The sequence below is a fragment of the Sabulicella rubraurantiaca genome (assembly GCF_017355885.1).
Taxonomy (GTDB): Bacteria; Pseudomonadota; Alphaproteobacteria; order Acetobacterales; family Acetobacteraceae; genus Roseococcus; species Roseococcus rubraurantiacus.
On record NZ_JAFEUU010000007.1, the window covers coordinates 179,448 to 194,142 of the forward strand.

The window sequence follows — 14,695 nt, forward strand, 5'->3', positions numbered from 1 at the left end:
TCGGGATTGAATCGGCCGCGGAAGGGATTGTATGCTTCCGAAAGGAGCCGCTGCGCGGCGCCGGCCGAAACCTTCGAACGAGAGCCCCATGTCACTCGCCGACGCCGCTTCCGAAGGCGTTTCGCTGCGTGCGTTTCTCCTCCTTGCGGGAAGCAAGCGCTGGCGCGCCCGGATCGCGGAATTGGTCGGGCAGACGCGGTCCGGGACGCTGGCGGCGCGGACGGCGCAGCGGCGGCACGCGCTGGAACTGACCCTGGCCCGGCTTTCCTCCCGAAGTCCTGCCGCCCCCGCCGAGCAGCGCCTCGCCGCGCTGGCGGGTGAGGCGGCGGCACTGGACGCCGCGCTGGAGGATGAGCCGCGCCGCCGCCTGCGCGCCCTGGTCGAGCGCGGGCTGGAGGGACAGGGGACGCTGGTGCCCCTGCTGCACCTCCTCCGCACCGCCGCCACCTTCCGCGCGCGCGGCTTCGAGGTCCGGCACGATGGGCTGCTCTTCGGCGCCCCTTATGACCTGCTGGTCCGGCGGGAACACGCGGTCGCGGAGGTGGCGTGCGAGGCGCTCTCCGCGGAAGCGGGGCGCCCCCTGCACAAGGGCGTCTTTGCCGCGCTGGTGGACCGGGTGAACCCTGAACTGCAGACCTGGCTCGCCGCCCATCCCGGTCGCTACGTCCTGAAGATGACCCTGCCCGAGGGACTGGCCGAGCCGGGCGGCATTGCCGCGCTGCATGAGCGCATCGCCGCCATGCTAGCCACCGAGAGGCGCCATCACTCCGAGGCGGACATGCTGCTGAAGCTGGACCCGCTGGTGCTGGCTGGCGCCCAGGCCGCCGGGGCGCTGCCCGAGCGCCTGCGCCAGCAATTCGGCGCCGAGGCGCACCTCGCCGTCACGGGCGACCCGCAGTCGGGCAGCGTGCTGGTCATGGCCGCCCGGACCGGTCAGGGGAATGATGTCGCCGCCGCCGCTGCCCGCCACCTGCGCGAGGCCGCGGGCAGCCGCCTCACCGGCCGCCAGCCCGGCATTCTGTCCCTGTTCCTGGACGACCTCGACGGTGCCGAATGGCGCGACCTGTGCGCCTCGCTGGAGCTGGAAGGCGAGTGCCGCCGCTTCCTCACCACGGAGGAGGCGAAGCGCGTCGTCGCGGTCACCTGCTCGACGCGGCACGAGATGCTTGGCCTTTCCGGCGCCGCGCCGGAAGGCGAGCTGCGCTTCCGCAACCCATCCCATCCCGCGGCGAAGTCCGCGGGGCTGGAGCCTGCCATCCTTTCCTCGGTCTGACGGCGCCTCGGGCTTTCACTGCCTTGCCGCTCGGGGCGCGAGGGTATAGGCAGCCGCGCATCCCCTCCCTCCCGCCCGGAAGGTTCCTCACGCATGTTCTCTCGCCTGTTCGGCTTCCTCTCCGCCGACATGGCCATCGACCTCGGCACGGCCAACACGCTGGTCTACGTGAAGGGGCGGGGCATCGTGCTGAATGAGCCGTCGGTGGTGGCAATCGCCGACAATCGCGGCCGCAAGCAGGTGCTGGCGGTGGGCGAGGAAGCGAAGCAGATGCTGGGCCGCACGCCCGGCAACATCGCCGCCATCCGGCCGCTGCGCGACGGCGTGATCGCCGATTTCGAGGTGGCGGAGGAGATGATCAAGCACTTCATCCGCAAGGTGCACAACCGCCGCTCCTTCGCTTCGCCGATGATCATCGTCTGCGTGCCCTCCGGCAGCACGGCGGTGGAGCGCCGCGCCATCCAGGAAAGCGCCGAGAGCGCGGGCGCCCGCAAGGTGCTCCTGATCGAGGAGCCGATGGCGGCCGCGATCGGCGCCGGGCTGCCGGTGACGGAGCCCTCCGGCTCCATGGTGGTGGATATCGGCGGCGGCACGACCGAGGTGGCGGTGATCTCGCTGGGTGGCATCGTCTATGCCCGCTCCGTCCGCGTCGGCGGCGACAAGATGGACGAGGCGGTGATCTCCTACATCCGCCGCACCCACAACCTACTGATCGGCGAAAGCTCGGCCGAGCGCATCAAGATGGAGATCGGCGCCGCGGCCCAGCCCCCGGAGGGGGATGACGGCCCGCTGACCGAGGTGAAGGGCCGCGATCTGATGAACGGCGTCCCTCGCGAGGTGGTGGTGAGCCAGCGCGAGATCGCCTACGCGCTAAGCGAGCCGGTGAGCCAGATCCTGGACGGGGTGAAGGTGGCGCTGGAGAACACCCCGCCCGAGCTTGCGGCCGACATCGTGGACAAGGGCATCGTGCTGACCGGCGGCGGCGCCCAGCTCTACCGCCTGGACGAGGTGCTGCGCGACGCCACCGGCCTGCCGGTCGTGGTGGCGGAGGCGCCGCTGAACTGCGTCGCCCTGGGAACGGGCCGCGCCCTGGAAGAGATCAAGAAGCTTCGCCAGGTCTTGTCCTCGATGTATTAAGGCGGGGTCGGCCAGGCTGCGGCCCAGGCTGAGTTCGGGGGAGCCTTGATCCGACTGTCCATTCCCTTGCGGCAGGCGCTCGCACGGCTTTCGCTGCCCGTGCTGATCGCCGCCGCCTTCGGGATCATGTTGCTCGGCAAGGCCGACGCGCTGCTGGTGGAGCGTGCGCGCATGGCGCTGGCCGATGCCCTCTCGCCGATCTGGGCGGTGGTGCAGGAACCAGTGCAGGCGGTGCGCGGTGGGCTCCGCGAGGCGGAAGCGCTGTGGAACCTCCGCACGGAGAATGCCCGGCTGCGCGAGGAAAATGAGCGCCTGCACCGCTGGCAGGCCGCCGCCCTGGCGCTGGAGGCCGAAAACGCGCTGCTGCGCCGCCAGCTTTCCTGGGTGCCCGATCCGGCGCCTGCCTTCCGCACTGCGCGCGTCGTGGCCGATGCGGGCGGCACCTATGCCCGCGCCGTGCTGCTGGGGGCCGGGCCGAACCACGCCGTCCGTAAGGGCCAGGTCGCGCTGGACGAGCGCGGCTTCGTTGGCCGCGTGACGGAGGTGGGGAACCGCTCCGCGCGCGTGCTGCTGGCCACCGACATGAACAGCCGCATCCCCGTGGTTCTCGAAGGCTCGCGCGCACGGGCGATCATGGTCGGGACCAATGGCAGCCGCCCGCGCCTGCAGCATTGGCCCGAGGGCACGCCGCCACGCGATGGCGACCGCGTCGTTTCCAGCGCCGAGGCCGGCGCTTTTCCGGCCGGACTGCCCGTCGGCACGGTGAGGATCAGCGAGGGCGGCGGGGTGGAAGTCGAGCTGTTCGCGCAGCTGGACCGCCTCGACGTGCTGCGACTTTTCGATTTCGGCCTGTCCGGCATCCTGCCGCCCGAGGCCGTGGCGCGGCCGGAGCCGAGGGCGCGGCGCTGACCATGGCCCGCAAGGGGCGCCCCCAGCCGCCAATGGGCACGCTGCGCCGGCTCGATGCCGCAGCGCGCGCCGCCTTTCCTGCGCTGGGCATCGCGCTGCTGCTGATCGCGGCGGTGGTGCCGGTGGGGGCGCCGGGCCTCGTCGCCGCGCTGGCCCTGCCACCGGTCTTCTTCTGGAGCGTCTTCCGCCCCGCTGCCATGTCGCCACCCGTGGTCTTTGGCCTGGGACTGCTGCAGGACCTGCTCACTTTTGCGCCGCTGGGCGTCGGGGTGCTGACCCTTTTGCTGGTGCACGGCGTGGCGCTGCGGATGCGGCTCTGGCTGGTGCGGCAGGGCTTCACGGTGGTCTGGCTCTGCTTCTGCGCCGTGGCGGCGGTTGCTTCCGCGTTCGGCTTCGTGCTCACAGGGCTGCTGGACTGGCACATGCCTTCCCGTGTGCCGGCCCTGCTGCAGGCGGGGCTGGCAGCCGGCGCCTATCCGGCCCTGGGCTGGACGCTGGGCCGCATCCATATGGCGATGACGCGGGCGGAGGAGGGGGCATGAAGTGGCCACGCCTCCGTCGCGCCAAGAGCGGCATCGAGAATTTCACCATGCGCGGCGTGAAGCTGGAGGAGGAGCGCCGCCGCTCTGTCTTCACGCGACGGGCATTGCTGCTGGCGGGTGGCCAGGCGGGGCTGTTCGGCTTCTTGGGTCACCGGCTGCACACGCTCCAGGTCGAGCAGGGGGAGCGATACGCCACCTTGGCGGAGGAGAACCGCGTCTCCGCCCGCCTGCTTTCCCCGCCCCGCGGGCGGGTGCTGGACCGCAATGGCACGGTGGTGGCGGCGAACCGGCTGAACTGGCGCGCCCTCCTCGTCTCGGAGCAGACGCAGGATATCGGCGCGACGCTCGATACCTTCCACCGCATTGTCCCGCTCCAGGATCACGAGCGCACGCGCGTCGAGCGCGAGCTGCGCCGCCGCCGCCGCTTCGTCCCCGTGACGCTGCGCGAGTTCCTGTCCTGGGAGGAGATGGCGCGCATCGAGGTCAACGCGCCCGATCTGCCGGGCATCCTGATCGACGTGGGCACCACGCGCATCTATCCGCAGGCGGAGCATCTGGCCCACGTCGTCGGCTACGTCGCGCCCCCGGCCGAGAGCGACATGGATGGCGACCCGCTGCTCCAGCTTCCCGGGGTGCGGGTAGGCCGCGCGGGCATTGAGCGCTTCCACGAGACGACGCTGCGCGGCCGCGCCGGGGCGGTGCAGCTGGAGGTGAACGCGGTGGGCCGCGTGATCCGCGAGCTGGACCGGCGTGAGGGCGTGGCCGGCCAGGACGTCGAGATCAGCCTGGACTCCGAGTTGCAGCGCACCGTGCGCGGCAAGATCGCCGAGGGGACATCAGTCGTCGTGCTGAATGCCCGCAATGGCGAGGTGCTGGCCATGGCCTCCCAGCCCTCCTTCGACCCCAACGTGTTCAATGCCGGCGTCTCGGCGGCGCAGTGGCGGCAATGGACCAGCCAGCGCTCGACGCCGCTGATCAACAAGACCACCAACGGGCTCTACGCGCCCGGCTCCACCTTCAAGATGGTGGTGGCGCTGGCGGCGCTGGAGGCGCGTGTGACGACGCCGGGCGAGCGGGTCCATTGCCCCGGCCATTTCGACCTGGGCGACACGCGGTTCCATTGCTGGAACAAGGGCGGACACGGCTCGGTGGATCTGCGGCAGTCGCTGAAGGTGAGCTGCGACGTCTATTACTACGAGATGGCGCGCCGCCTCGGCATCAACCGCATTGCCGCGATGTCGCGGCGCCTGGGCCTCGGTGTGCCGCTCGACATCGAGTTGCCAGGGACGCGGCCCGGCCACGTCCCCACGCGCGAATGGCGCGAGCGCCAGGGGCGAAGCTGGGCGTTGGGCGACACGGTGGTGCACGGGATCGGCCAGGGCTTCTATCAGCTGACGCCGCTCTCGCTGGCCACCATGTCGGCGCGGCTCGCCACCGGGCGGGCGATTCAGCCGCATCTGACGCGCGCCATCGGCGGGCGGCCGGTGCGGGGCGGGAGGGCGGAGGACTGGCCCAGCCTCGGCCTCAACGACCGCGACTTGCGCCTTGTGCGCGAGGCGATGTGGGCCGTGGTGAACGAGCCGGGCGGGACGGCGCTCTCCTCCCGCCTGCCGGGGGCGCTGGGCGTGCAGATGGCAGGCAAGACCGGCACCACCCAGGTGCGCCGCGTTTCCCGTGAGCAGCGCGAGCGCGGATTCCGCGTCGAATCCCTGCCGCGCGAATGGCGTCCGCACGCGCTCTTCGTCGCCTATGCGCCCTATGACAACCCGCTCTATGCGGTGAGCGTGGTGGTGGAGCACGGCACGAGCGGTTCGGGCGCGGCGGCGCCGCTGGCGCGCGATGTTCTGGTGGAAGTGTTCAACCGCTTCCGCACCCAGCCCGCGCCGGGCCAGCGCATCGCGGAGGGGAGGGGCTGATGTCGGCAGTCTTCGAGCGGCGCCTGCTGACACGGGATCGCGGCGCCGGTCTCCTGCAGAAATTCTGGCAGATCCCCTGGCCCTTCGTGATGCTGCTCTCGGCCATCGCGGCGGTGGGGTATGTCGCGCTGTATTCCGCCGGGGGCGGGCCGGAGGCCTATGCCTCCAAGCATGCGCTGCGCTTCGGCTTCTGCGTGGTGATGATGCTGTGCATGGGCATGGTGGATATCCGCCTCTATGCCCGCCTTGCGCCGCTCGCCTATCTGGGCGGCGTGGGGCTGCTGGTGCTGGTCGCCCTGCATGGCGAGGTGGGCAAGGGCGCGCAGCGCTGGATCGACCTGGGCCCGCTGCAGCTTCAGCCCTCCGAGGCGATGAAGATCATCCTCGTGCTGACCCTCGCCGCCTGGTTCCAGCGGGCGAGCTGGGAGCGCGTGGGCAATCCGCTTTACCTCCTGCCGCCGCTCATCCTGGTGCTGATTCCGGCTGCGCTGATCTTCAAGCAGCCCAATCTCGGCACCTCGCTGATCACGTTGATGCTGGGCGGGGCGATGTTCTGGGCGGCCGGGGTGCGGTGGTGGAAATTCGCGATCGTGCTGGGGGGCGCGGCCCTCGCGGCGCCGCTCGCCTATGGGCACCTCAAGGACTACCAGCGCGCCCGCATCACCACCTTCTTGGATCCCGAGAGCGACCCGTTGGGCGCTGGCTACAACATCATCCAGAGCAAGATCGCCCTGGGCTCAGGCGGGATGTGGGGCAAGGGCTTCATGCAGGGCACGCAGGGCCACCTGAACTTCCTGCCCGAGAAGCAGACCGATTTCATCTTCACCATGATCGCCGAAGAGTTCGGGCTGGTGGGGGCGATGGGCACGCTGGCACTGCTGATGCTGGTGGTCGCCTTCTGCCTTTTCGTGGCGCTGCGCTGCCGGCACCAGTTCGGGCGCCTGCTCGCCATCGGGCTGGGCACCAACTACTTCCTCTACATCTTCGTGAACGTGGCCATGGTCACCGGCTCGATCCCGGTGGGCGGCGTGCCGCTGCCACTGATCTCGCATGGCGGCTCAGCCATGCTGACGGTGATGGCGGGGTTCGGCGTCCTGATCTCGGCCTGGGTGCATCGCGACGCCGAGTTCGGACCAGCACGCGACTGAAGGGTCACGCGAAAGCGGGCCGGAGCGTGACCCGGACGGAAGGCGTCGTCCCGGCCGGCGAATCACGCTCCTGGCCCGGTCCCTCGCCCCTTGCGGGGCGAATGGGCTCAGGCGCTAGGCCTTAGCGCACCATCACGGTGGTGGGCGCCGCCGGCACGGGCGTCACGACGGCCGCGCTCGGCGTCTGCGGGACGACCACGGTGGCCTGCGGATTCGGGGCCGAGGGACGGTCGCGCTCCACATAGGCGCAGGCAGAGAGCGCGAGGGCGGAACCACCCGCCAGGGCGAGCACGGCGGCCTTACGGGTCAGCTGGGCGAAGAGCATCAGTTCCTCCTTCGGATTCAGGATGCGCGCCCTTAACCCTCACACTCCCTGTCTGGTTGCCCTTTCCACGGTGGATCACTCCGCGGGTGGGGTGGCTCCGACCTGCTCGACGATACGGCGGTAATGCTCCGGCCGGCGATGGGCGGCGAAGTTGAACATCTTCTCCTTGCCCTGGCGGCAGGCATCGAGATCGCATTCCGCCAGGAGTACCTCGTCCTCCAGCGTTTGGGCCTGGGCCACGACGATGCCGTCCGGACTGACGATGACCGAGCCGCCGATCAGCCCCGAGCCGTCCTCGTTTCCGGCCTTCGCCACGCTCACCGCCCAGGTGGCGTTCATGTAGGCGTTGGACTGTGCCGCGAGGGTGGAGTGGAAGGTGCGAAGCTCCGCCCCTTCGGTCGTCCCGCCATTCGGGTCATAGGCGGCGGAGTTGTAGCCCATCAGCATGACCTCGACGCCCTGGAGGCCGTAGCAGCGCCACGCCTCCGGCCAGCGGCGGTCGTTGCAGACCAGCATCCCCATCACCGCGCCATGCCATTCCGCTGGGCCACGGAAGGCGGGGAAGCCCAAGTCGCCATACTCGAAGTAGCGCTTCTCTAGCTGCTGGAACCGGTCCCCCGCGCGCGGCTCGACCGAGCCGGGGAGGTGGACCTTGCGGTACTTGCCGAGGATGGCGCCATTCGGCCCGACCGTGATGGCAGTGTTGAAGCGCTTGCCCTCCGCCGTCCGCTCCGCGAAGCCCAGATAGAAGCCGACTCGAAGCTCCCGCGCCCGGTCGAAGAGGGCCTGGCACTCCGGGTTGGGCATGGAGGTCTCGAAATAGGCATCGAGCTCCGTCTCGGAGAGCAGCCAGCGCGGGAAGAAGGTGGTCAGGGCCAGTTCAGGGAAGACGACGCATTGCGCGCCGCCCTTCGCCGCCTGCTCGAGCAGGGCGATCAGCCGGTCGAGGGTCCGGGCGCGGCTGTCGGCGCGCTGGATGGGGCCGGTCTGCGCGCCGGCAAGCGTCAGGATGCGAGGCATGAGGGCAGGATGCGCCAGGGCCGGTTCCGCGCGAAGCCCCCGCCGCAAACCCTGGAAAAATCTATTCCGTTTCCTATATGTTCCACATGATCCGCACCCGCCGGGGGCGCGTCCAACAGCCCCCACTTCCCCCCGAAGCCATGGAGCGCCGCATCGGCGTCCTGGCCGATGCCGTGCGCGACCGCCGCGTCGTCGAGCTGCTGTATGGCGGCGCGTGGCGCGTCGTGCACCCGCACGCCGTGGGCCGGCTTTCCACTGGCAATGTCGGGCTGCTGACCTGGCAGACCGCCGGGCTGGCGCGCGGCCCGGACAGCCCGGGCGAGGGCTGGCGGATGTTCGACGTGTCCCGCATCGAGGATGCGCGCATCCTGCACAGCACCTTCGCGCCACGCCCGCGCCGCAACGCTTTCTGGACCCGCAACCTGCCCCGGCCCGAGGCCGAGGCGCCGTCGCGCGAGGAGGCGCTGGCGGTCGCCTGACCTGGCTTCAGCCCAGGAAGCCGTCCCCGTGCTGGCGCGGAACGAAGCGCCCGGCGCCGGGCTTCGCCAGCACTTCCTTCCCGTCCCAGATGCGCGTGCCGCGCAGATAGGTGGCGGCGACGCGCCCGCGCATCTCCATCCCATCATAGGGCGACCAGCGCGCATCCTCGCGGTCGCGGATCTCGCGCGCGTCGAAGCGGAAGCGCCCACGCTCCATCACGAGCAGGTCGGCATCCGCGCCGACGCGGATCGCGCCCTTCTTCGGGAACAGCCCGTGGAACCGCGCCGGCCGCTCGGCGGAGAGCGAGGCGAGCAGCGTCACCGGCAGGCCGCGCTGCTCCAGCAGGGTGAGCATGAGGGGGGCGAAGCTCTGCATCCCCGTCAGCCCGGCGCCGACGGCGAAGATGTCGCCCTTGTACTGCTTGCGCTCGCGCGGCCACGGCGCGTGGTCGGTCGAGACGTAGCCGACCTTGCCGGCCTTCACCGCCGCCCACATCCGCTCCACCTCGTCGGCCGTGCGGAAGGGCGGGTTGCACTTTCCGAACCCCTCGAGCCGGACGATGTCCTCCTCCGTCATGCAGAGATACTGGATGCAAGCCTCGCCGGAGGTGCGGGCGCCCTGCGCGCGGAACATCTCGGCGAGGTCGAAGCCGCGGGCGAGGGAGGAATGGGCGATGTGGACGTGGCAGCCTGTTTCCAGCGCCATCTCGAAGATCTCGAGGTCGGCCATGGATTCGGTGATGGGCGGCCGCGTCCGGCAATGCATGATCGGGTGCGTCTCGCCCGACGCCTTCGCCTGCTCGGTCAGGCGCTCCACCAGCTCCTGATCCTCGTTGTGGATCGCGACCATAAGGTTGCTCTTCGCGATCTCGCGGAAGGCACGCAGCATGGTGGGGTGGTCGATGCGCGGGAAACGCACCGCGTCGTATTCATAGGTGGAGAGCTTGAAGGAGCAGACCCCGGCCTCGATCAGCCCGGCGATGTCCTCCACGTTCCCGTCCTTCCGGATGGTCCCATAGAGCGCCATGTCCACATGGGCGAGGCGCGACACCTGCTCCAGCTTGTCGCCCAGGATGCCGCGGTCGGTGACGGGCACCGGCACGTCATAGGGCATGTCCACGCAGGTCGTGACGCCGCCGGCGGCGGCCGACATCGTCGCGCCCTCGATTCCGGACCAGCCCGTGCTGCTGCTGGTGTGCATGTGCCCGTCCACGAGGCCCGGCAGCACCAGCATCCCGCGATGGTCGGCCGTGTCGCGCGCGGCGGGCGCCTCGCCGGTGCCGATCGCGGCGACCGCCTCGTCGCGCACCCCGATCCAGCCGCCTTCCAGCACCCGGTCCGGCAGGACGAGGTCGCCGAGGATCACGCGGTCGAAGGGGGATTCGGTCATGTGTCGCTCTCCGCTGTCTTGCGGCGAGGCTACCCTTCCCCGAAGGCTTGCCAAGCCGCCTCGCGCGCCAGCTTCACCGTGTCCGTGTCGCGCTCCTGATTCCAGGCCAGGGAGACGCCGACGGACGGCACGCCGCCCGCCAATTCGCGGAACACCACGCCGGGTGGGCGCAGCCCGGCAATGCCGGAGGACACCAGCGCCACGCCGAAGCCCGAAGCGACGAAGGCGAGCTGCGCCATGGCGGAACCGGCCTCGCGGATCGCGCGCGGCTCGAATCCCGCTTCTCGGCACGCCGTCACCTGCCGGTCAAAATAGGCGGCGGAGATGGAGCGGGGCAGCAGCACTAGCGGTTCGTTCGCCAGTCGGGCGAGTCGGATGGGCAGGTCGCCCTTTGCGAGGAAGTGATCGGCGGGCAGGGCGGCGAGGAGGCGATCACGGCCAAGGAGCTGCACGCTGAAGGGTGCATGCGGCTCGTCCAGACGCACCAGGGCGAAGTCCACGTCGCCGCGCCGCAGCGCCTCGAGCGCGTCGGTCGTGTCCATTTCCTGTACCGCCAGCGCGAGCTCGGGCTGCATCTTGCGCAGCGCCTGGCTGAAGGGGGGCAGGAAGTCGAACAGGGCGGAGGTGACGCAGGCCATGGCCATCGGAGCGTGGCGCCCGTCCCGCAGCTCGCGCGCCAAGGCTTCGGCGCGCTTCGCGTCCTCGGCGATGCGGCGCAGGATCGGAATCAGCGCCTCGCCTTCGCGGGTCGGCCGGGTGCCGCGACGCCCGCGCTCCAGCAGGCGAACGCCAAGCTCCGCCTCCAGCGCCTGGATCTGCGCTGTCAGCGGGGGCTGCGAAAGACCGAGCCGAGCTGCGGCCCGGCCGAAATGCCCTTCCTCCGCAACGGCCAGGAAGTGGCCCATGCGGCGCAGGGAACGAAAATCAACCATGTCCTATCATGCAATACGAAAACCGTATCGAAAACCCGGTGTGAACGGATTGGACGGGGGCCACATCCCGGGCAAAGAAGACGCCACCCGACCAAGAGGAGAGGCGCGATGCAGCTTCATGACGTGAAGGTCCACCCGTCCAAGGCGCTTCTGAAGCGCGAAGACCAGCTCGCCTGGAAGATGGCCGCCGTCGCGGCGGACAAGGTGGCCGTTCCCAAGGACACGGCCGAGATGATCATCAACCGGATCATCGACAACGCCTCCGTCGCCATTGCGGCCATCAACCGCCGCCCCGTCGTCTCCGCGCGCGGCATGGCGCTGGGGCACAAGAAGAAGGAAGGCGGCGCCACGGTGTTCGGCGTGCCCGCCGGCACCACCGTCTCGCCCGAATGGGCCGCCTGGGCCAACGGGACGGCGGTGCGCGAGCTGGACATGCACGACACCTTCCTTGCCGCCGACTATTCCCATCCCGGCGACAACATTCCCCCGATCCTTGCCGTCGCGCAGGCGATGGGCCGCTCGGGCAAGGAGCTGATCCGCGGCCTCGCTACCGGGTATGAGCTGCACATCGACCTCGTGCGCGCCATCTGCCTGCACGAGCACAAGGTGGACCACATCGCCCATCTCTGCCCCGCCAGCGCTGCCGGCATCGGCACGCTGCTCGGCCTCAAGCAGGAGGTGATCTTCCAGTCCATCCAGCAGGCACTGCACACCTCCATCTCCTTCCGGCAGAGCCGCAAGGGCGAGATCTCCTCGTGGAAGGCCTATGCCCCGGCCCATGCCGGCAAGCTGGCGGTCGAGGCGGTGGACCGCTGCATGCGCGGCGAGGGCGCGCCGAGCCCGATCTACGAGGGCGAGGACAGCGTGATCGCCTGGGTCCTGTCCGGTCGCACCCAGGCCGACTCGAAGGGGCGCAACACGGTCTACGACCCCAGCTACTACCAGGTGCCGCTCCCTGCGGCGGGCGAGCCGAAGCGCGCCATCCTGGACAGCTACACCAAGGAGCACTCGGCCGAGTACCAGTCCCAGGCGCTGATCGACCTCGCCTTCCGCATGCGCGAGCAAATCTCCGACTTCGACGCGATCGAGAAGATCACCATCCACACCTCCCATCACACTCACTACGTGATCGGAACGGGGGCGAACGACCCGCAGAAGATGGACCCGAAGGCCAGCCGCGAAACGCTGGACCACTCCATCATGTATATCTTCGCGGTCGCGCTGCAGGACGGGCGCTGGCACCACGTGGACAGCTACGCCCCCAAGCGGGCGGCGCGGCCGGACACGGTGGCGCTGTGGCACAAGATCGAGACGCGCGAGGCCCCCGAGTGGACCGAGCGCTACCACTCCCGCGATCCCGACACCCTCGCCTTCGGCGGCCGCGTCGAGATCCGCTTCAAGGACGGCACGACCCTCGTGGACGAGCTGGGCGTCGCCAATGCCCATCCGCGCGGCGCGCGCCCCTTCGGCCGCGAGCAGTATATCGGCAAGTTCCTGACCCTGACCGAGGGCATCCTCACCGCGCGCGAGCAGAACCGCTTCCTGGAGGTGGTGCAGGACCTGCCGCGCCTGGGCGCGGGTGAGCTTCATCTGCTGAACGTCGCCCTGCCGCGGGGCGAGCTGCTCGAAAGCAAGCCGGGCATCTTCTGACCGCCGCTTCGTCGGTGAAACGGGGAGGGGGGCACGCCCCCTTCCGCCAGTGCGCGGCGCCCTTCCTTGCGCCGCGCCGCGCGCCTCAGCGGCAGAGCAGCCGCGTATGCGCGCGCAGCTCCGCCTCCGGCACCGGGTCGCCCGACACCGCGCCGAGGGGAAGCATCATCTCCACCACGCCCGGCGGCGCGCCCGGTCCTTGCGGCGCAAGCATGACCCAGCTGCCGATGCCCTGCTGCGCCGCGCGCGGATGGGTGAAGGACGGGGCGATGGAGGACACGCGCGTCGAGACGCGCGCCAGCACGGAATAGGATCGGCTGAATTGCCCGGTGCTGCCGCTGATCCCGCCCAGCGTCGAGGAGAAGGACAGCAACGTTGCCAGGCCGGCGGCGACGCAGTCCTGCTGCGCCCAAGCGGCCGGGACGGCGACGCAGATCAGGGCGGCGGCCAGCAGCGCGGTCGTGCGGAACGTCATCGGCATCTCCTCCATCGGTTGTCGCGCAGCCTAGCGACGCCGCAATCGCTCGCCCAATCGCGACCTCCGATGGGACGCATCGTCCGCGCCTCCCGGAGAGTGGACAGGCCGCACCGCCGCTTTACGCTCGCGCCAGGCCAATCGCGTGAGGAAAGCCATGAGCGAGAAGATCGAGGTCCGGAAGGGCCTGGTCGGCGTCTATGCCGACGAGTCGTCCATCTCCAAGGTGATGCCGGAGACCAACTCCCTGACCTATCGCGGCTACGCGGTTCAGGATCTGTGCGAGGAGGCCTCCTTCGACGAGACGGCCTACCTGCTCTGGAACGGGGAGCTGCCGAACCGCTCCCAGCTCTCGGCCTTCCAGGCCGAGGAGAAGGCGAACCGCCAGCTCTCCCCCGCGCTGCTGCGGGTGCTGCGCGACTTCCCGAAGGACGCGCACCCGATGGATGCGATCCGCACGGCGGTGAGCTTCATGGGCATGGAGGACCCGGAAAGCGCCGACGTAGGCGAGGCCGCGCAGCGCCGCAAGGCCATGCGCCTCCTGGCCAAGATCCCGGTGGCGGTGGCCGCGGCGCACCGGCTGAGCAAGGGGGAAGAGCCGATCGCCCCCGACGCGTCGCTGCCCTTCTGTGAGAACTTCTTCCACATGGTCTTCGGCAAGGTGCCGCAGAAGGAGGTCATCCGGGCCTTCGACGTGAGCATGATCCTCTACGCCGAGCACACCTTCAACGCCTCCACCTTCACCGCCCGGACCATCACCTCGACCATGGCGGACATGCACGGGGCCATCACGGGTGGCATCGCCGCGCTGAAGGGGCCGCTGCATGGCGGCGCCAACGAGGCGGTGATGCACATGCTGAAGGAGATTCCCTCCCCCGAGGCGGCGGCGGAGTGGATCGAGGACAAGTTCGAGCACAAGGCCCTGGTCATGGGCTTCGGCCACCGGGTCTACAAGAACGGCGACAGCCGGGTGCCGACCATGAAGAAATACGCCGAGGTGATGGCCGAGGTGGTGGGCGACAAGCGGTGGATGAACACCTCCGCCGTGCTCGCGGACATCATGCTGAAGCGCAAGAACATCCACCCGAACCTCGATTTCCCGGCCGGGCCCGCCTACTACCTGATGGGGTTCGACATCCCGCTCTTCACGCCGATCTTCGTCTGCTCGCGCATCACCGGCTGGGCGGCGCATGTCATCGAGCAGGGCGCCGACAACCGGCTGATCCGCCCACTCTCGCTCTACACGGGCCTGGAGCAGCGCAAGGTTGTGCCGATCGACCAGCGCTGACCGCTAACGGTTGATTCACAAAGGGCCGCGTGACGAGAGTCACGCGGCCCTTCTGCTGCTCGGACGACTCATCGGTCAGGAAAATGCGCGTTGACGTGCAGAATGTGTTTGACACGCAACTCGCTGATTCCGATAGCGTTGCGCGTGTACGCATCGCACGTCGATTCGTTCATGCCTAAGCGGCGCGCGCAACGCGCGGAGTGGAGGCAGC

At 69.8% G+C, this 14,695-nt stretch carries 14 protein-coding genes; 9 read left to right on the plus strand and 5 right to left on the minus strand.

What is annotated here, in order from left to right; all coding sequences use genetic code 11:
* Window positions 1-88: 88 nt before the first annotated feature.
* The 6 genes from JTJ31_RS14525 (at window position 89) to rodA (ending at window position 6,925) form a co-directional block, all read left to right on the plus strand.
* Entirely contained in the window at window positions 89-1,273 is a 1,185-nt protein-coding gene (locus JTJ31_RS14525; protein ID WP_207539433.1) for a hypothetical protein, read from the plus strand.
* A 93-nt stretch (window positions 1,274-1,366) separates the two neighbouring features.
* The gene (locus tag JTJ31_RS14530; protein WP_207539434.1) at window positions 1,367-2,410 is read left to right on the plus strand and encodes a rod shape-determining protein; all 1,044 of its coding nucleotides are present in this window, start codon (window positions 1,367-1,369) and stop codon (window positions 2,408-2,410) included.
* A gap of 45 nt (window positions 2,411-2,455) precedes the next feature.
* Complete coding sequence (gene mreC / locus JTJ31_RS14535; protein ID WP_207539435.1) at window positions 2,456-3,319, plus strand: rod shape-determining protein MreC; 864 nt, start codon at window positions 2,456-2,458, stop codon at window positions 3,317-3,319.
* 2 nt (window positions 3,320-3,321) lie between these two features.
* A complete protein-coding gene (locus JTJ31_RS14540) occupies window positions 3,322-3,861 on the plus strand; it encodes a rod shape-determining protein MreD (protein WP_207539436.1) in 540 nt (179 codons plus the stop codon).
* Window positions 3,858-5,777, plus strand: coding sequence for a penicillin-binding protein 2 (gene mrdA / locus JTJ31_RS14545; RefSeq protein WP_236020212.1), 1,920 nt, complete (start codon window positions 3,858-3,860; stop codon window positions 5,775-5,777). The genes JTJ31_RS14540 and mrdA overlap by 4 nt, the downstream gene beginning before the upstream one ends.
* Entirely contained in the window at window positions 5,777-6,925 is a 1,149-nt protein-coding gene (gene rodA, locus JTJ31_RS14550) for a rod shape-determining protein RodA (protein WP_207539437.1), read from the plus strand. Before mrdA ends, rodA begins: the two co-directional genes overlap by 1 nt.
* A gap of 121 nt (window positions 6,926-7,046) precedes the next feature.
* Here rodA and JTJ31_RS14555 read toward each other — a convergent pair whose 3' ends face one another.
* Together JTJ31_RS14555 and JTJ31_RS14560 are read right to left on the minus strand one after the other, a co-directional pair.
* Window positions 7,047-7,250, minus strand: coding sequence for a hypothetical protein (locus JTJ31_RS14555; protein ID WP_207539438.1), 204 nt, complete (start codon window positions 7,248-7,250; stop codon window positions 7,047-7,049).
* Window positions 7,251-7,325: 75 nt separating this feature from the next.
* A complete protein-coding gene (locus tag JTJ31_RS14560) occupies window positions 7,326-8,270 on the minus strand; it encodes an N-carbamoyl-D-amino-acid hydrolase (protein ID WP_207539439.1) in 945 nt (314 codons plus the stop codon).
* An 86-nt stretch (window positions 8,271-8,356) separates the two neighbouring features.
* On the opposite strand from JTJ31_RS14560, the gene JTJ31_RS14565 reads away from it, so the two are divergent.
* The gene (locus JTJ31_RS14565) at window positions 8,357-8,749 is read left to right on the plus strand and encodes a WYL domain-containing protein (protein ID WP_207539440.1); all 393 of its coding nucleotides are present in this window, start codon (window positions 8,357-8,359) and stop codon (window positions 8,747-8,749) included.
* A 7-nt stretch (window positions 8,750-8,756) separates the two neighbouring features.
* Here JTJ31_RS14565 and JTJ31_RS14570 read toward each other — a convergent pair whose 3' ends face one another.
* A complete protein-coding gene (locus JTJ31_RS14570) occupies window positions 8,757-10,139 on the minus strand; it encodes a dihydroorotase (protein ID WP_207539441.1) in 1,383 nt (460 codons plus the stop codon).
* 29 nt (window positions 10,140-10,168) lie between these two features.
* Window positions 10,169-11,071 (minus strand): LysR family transcriptional regulator, encoded by a 903-nt coding sequence (locus JTJ31_RS14575; RefSeq protein ID WP_207539442.1) that lies wholly within the window; start codon window positions 11,069-11,071, stop codon window positions 10,169-10,171.
* Window positions 11,072-11,179: 108 nt separating this feature from the next.
* Between JTJ31_RS14575 and JTJ31_RS14580 the strand changes: the two genes are divergently transcribed.
* Window positions 11,180-12,721 (plus strand): MmgE/PrpD family protein, encoded by a 1,542-nt coding sequence (locus JTJ31_RS14580; protein WP_207539443.1) that lies wholly within the window; start codon window positions 11,180-11,182, stop codon window positions 12,719-12,721.
* An 85-nt stretch (window positions 12,722-12,806) separates the two neighbouring features.
* Here JTJ31_RS14580 and JTJ31_RS14585 read toward each other — a convergent pair whose 3' ends face one another.
* Entirely contained in the window at window positions 12,807-13,196 is a 390-nt protein-coding gene (locus tag JTJ31_RS14585; protein ID WP_207539444.1) for a hypothetical protein, read from the minus strand.
* A gap of 157 nt (window positions 13,197-13,353) precedes the next feature.
* On the opposite strand from JTJ31_RS14585, the gene JTJ31_RS14590 reads away from it, so the two are divergent.
* Window positions 13,354-14,484: a bifunctional 2-methylcitrate synthase/citrate synthase gene (locus JTJ31_RS14590; protein ID WP_207539445.1), complete on the plus strand. Its 1,131-nt coding sequence runs from the start codon at window positions 13,354-13,356 to the stop codon at window positions 14,482-14,484.
* Window positions 14,485-14,695 lie beyond the last annotated feature (211 nt).

Bases quoted from the DNA above. Each gene is read 5' to 3' on its own strand.
- JTJ31_RS14555 (WP_207539438.1), bottom strand. From the start codon at position 7,250: ATGCTCTTCGCCCAGCTGACCCGTAAGGCCGCCGTGCTCGCCCTGGCG.
- JTJ31_RS14580 (WP_207539443.1), top strand. From the start codon at position 11,180: ATGCAGCTTCATGACGTGAAGGTCCACCCGTCCAAGGCGCTTCTGAAG.
- JTJ31_RS14540 (WP_207539436.1), top strand. From the start codon at position 3,322: ATGGCCCGCAAGGGGCGCCCCCAGCCGCCAATGGGCACGCTGCGCCGG.
- JTJ31_RS14565 (WP_207539440.1), top strand. From the start codon at position 8,357: ATGATCCGCACCCGCCGGGGGCGCGTCCAACAGCCCCCACTTCCCCCC.
- JTJ31_RS14575 (WP_207539442.1), bottom strand. From the start codon at position 11,071: ATGGTTGATTTTCGTTCCCTGCGCCGCATGGGCCACTTCCTGGCCGTT.
- JTJ31_RS14590 (WP_207539445.1), top strand. From the start codon at position 13,354: ATGAGCGAGAAGATCGAGGTCCGGAAGGGCCTGGTCGGCGTCTATGCC.
- JTJ31_RS14570 (WP_207539441.1), bottom strand. From the start codon at position 10,139: ATGACCGAATCCCCCTTCGACCGCGTGATCCTCGGCGACCTCGTCCTG.
- mrdA (WP_236020212.1), top strand. From the start codon at position 3,858: ATGAAGTGGCCACGCCTCCGTCGCGCCAAGAGCGGCATCGAGAATTTC.
- JTJ31_RS14585 (WP_207539444.1), bottom strand. From the start codon at position 13,196: ATGACGTTCCGCACGACCGCGCTGCTGGCCGCCGCCCTGATCTGCGTC.
- JTJ31_RS14530 (WP_207539434.1), top strand. From the start codon at position 1,367: ATGTTCTCTCGCCTGTTCGGCTTCCTCTCCGCCGACATGGCCATCGAC.
- rodA (WP_207539437.1), top strand. From the start codon at position 5,777: ATGTCGGCAGTCTTCGAGCGGCGCCTGCTGACACGGGATCGCGGCGCC.
- JTJ31_RS14560 (WP_207539439.1), bottom strand. From the start codon at position 8,270: ATGCCTCGCATCCTGACGCTTGCCGGCGCGCAGACCGGCCCCATCCAG.
- JTJ31_RS14525 (WP_207539433.1), top strand. From the start codon at position 89: ATGTCACTCGCCGACGCCGCTTCCGAAGGCGTTTCGCTGCGTGCGTTT.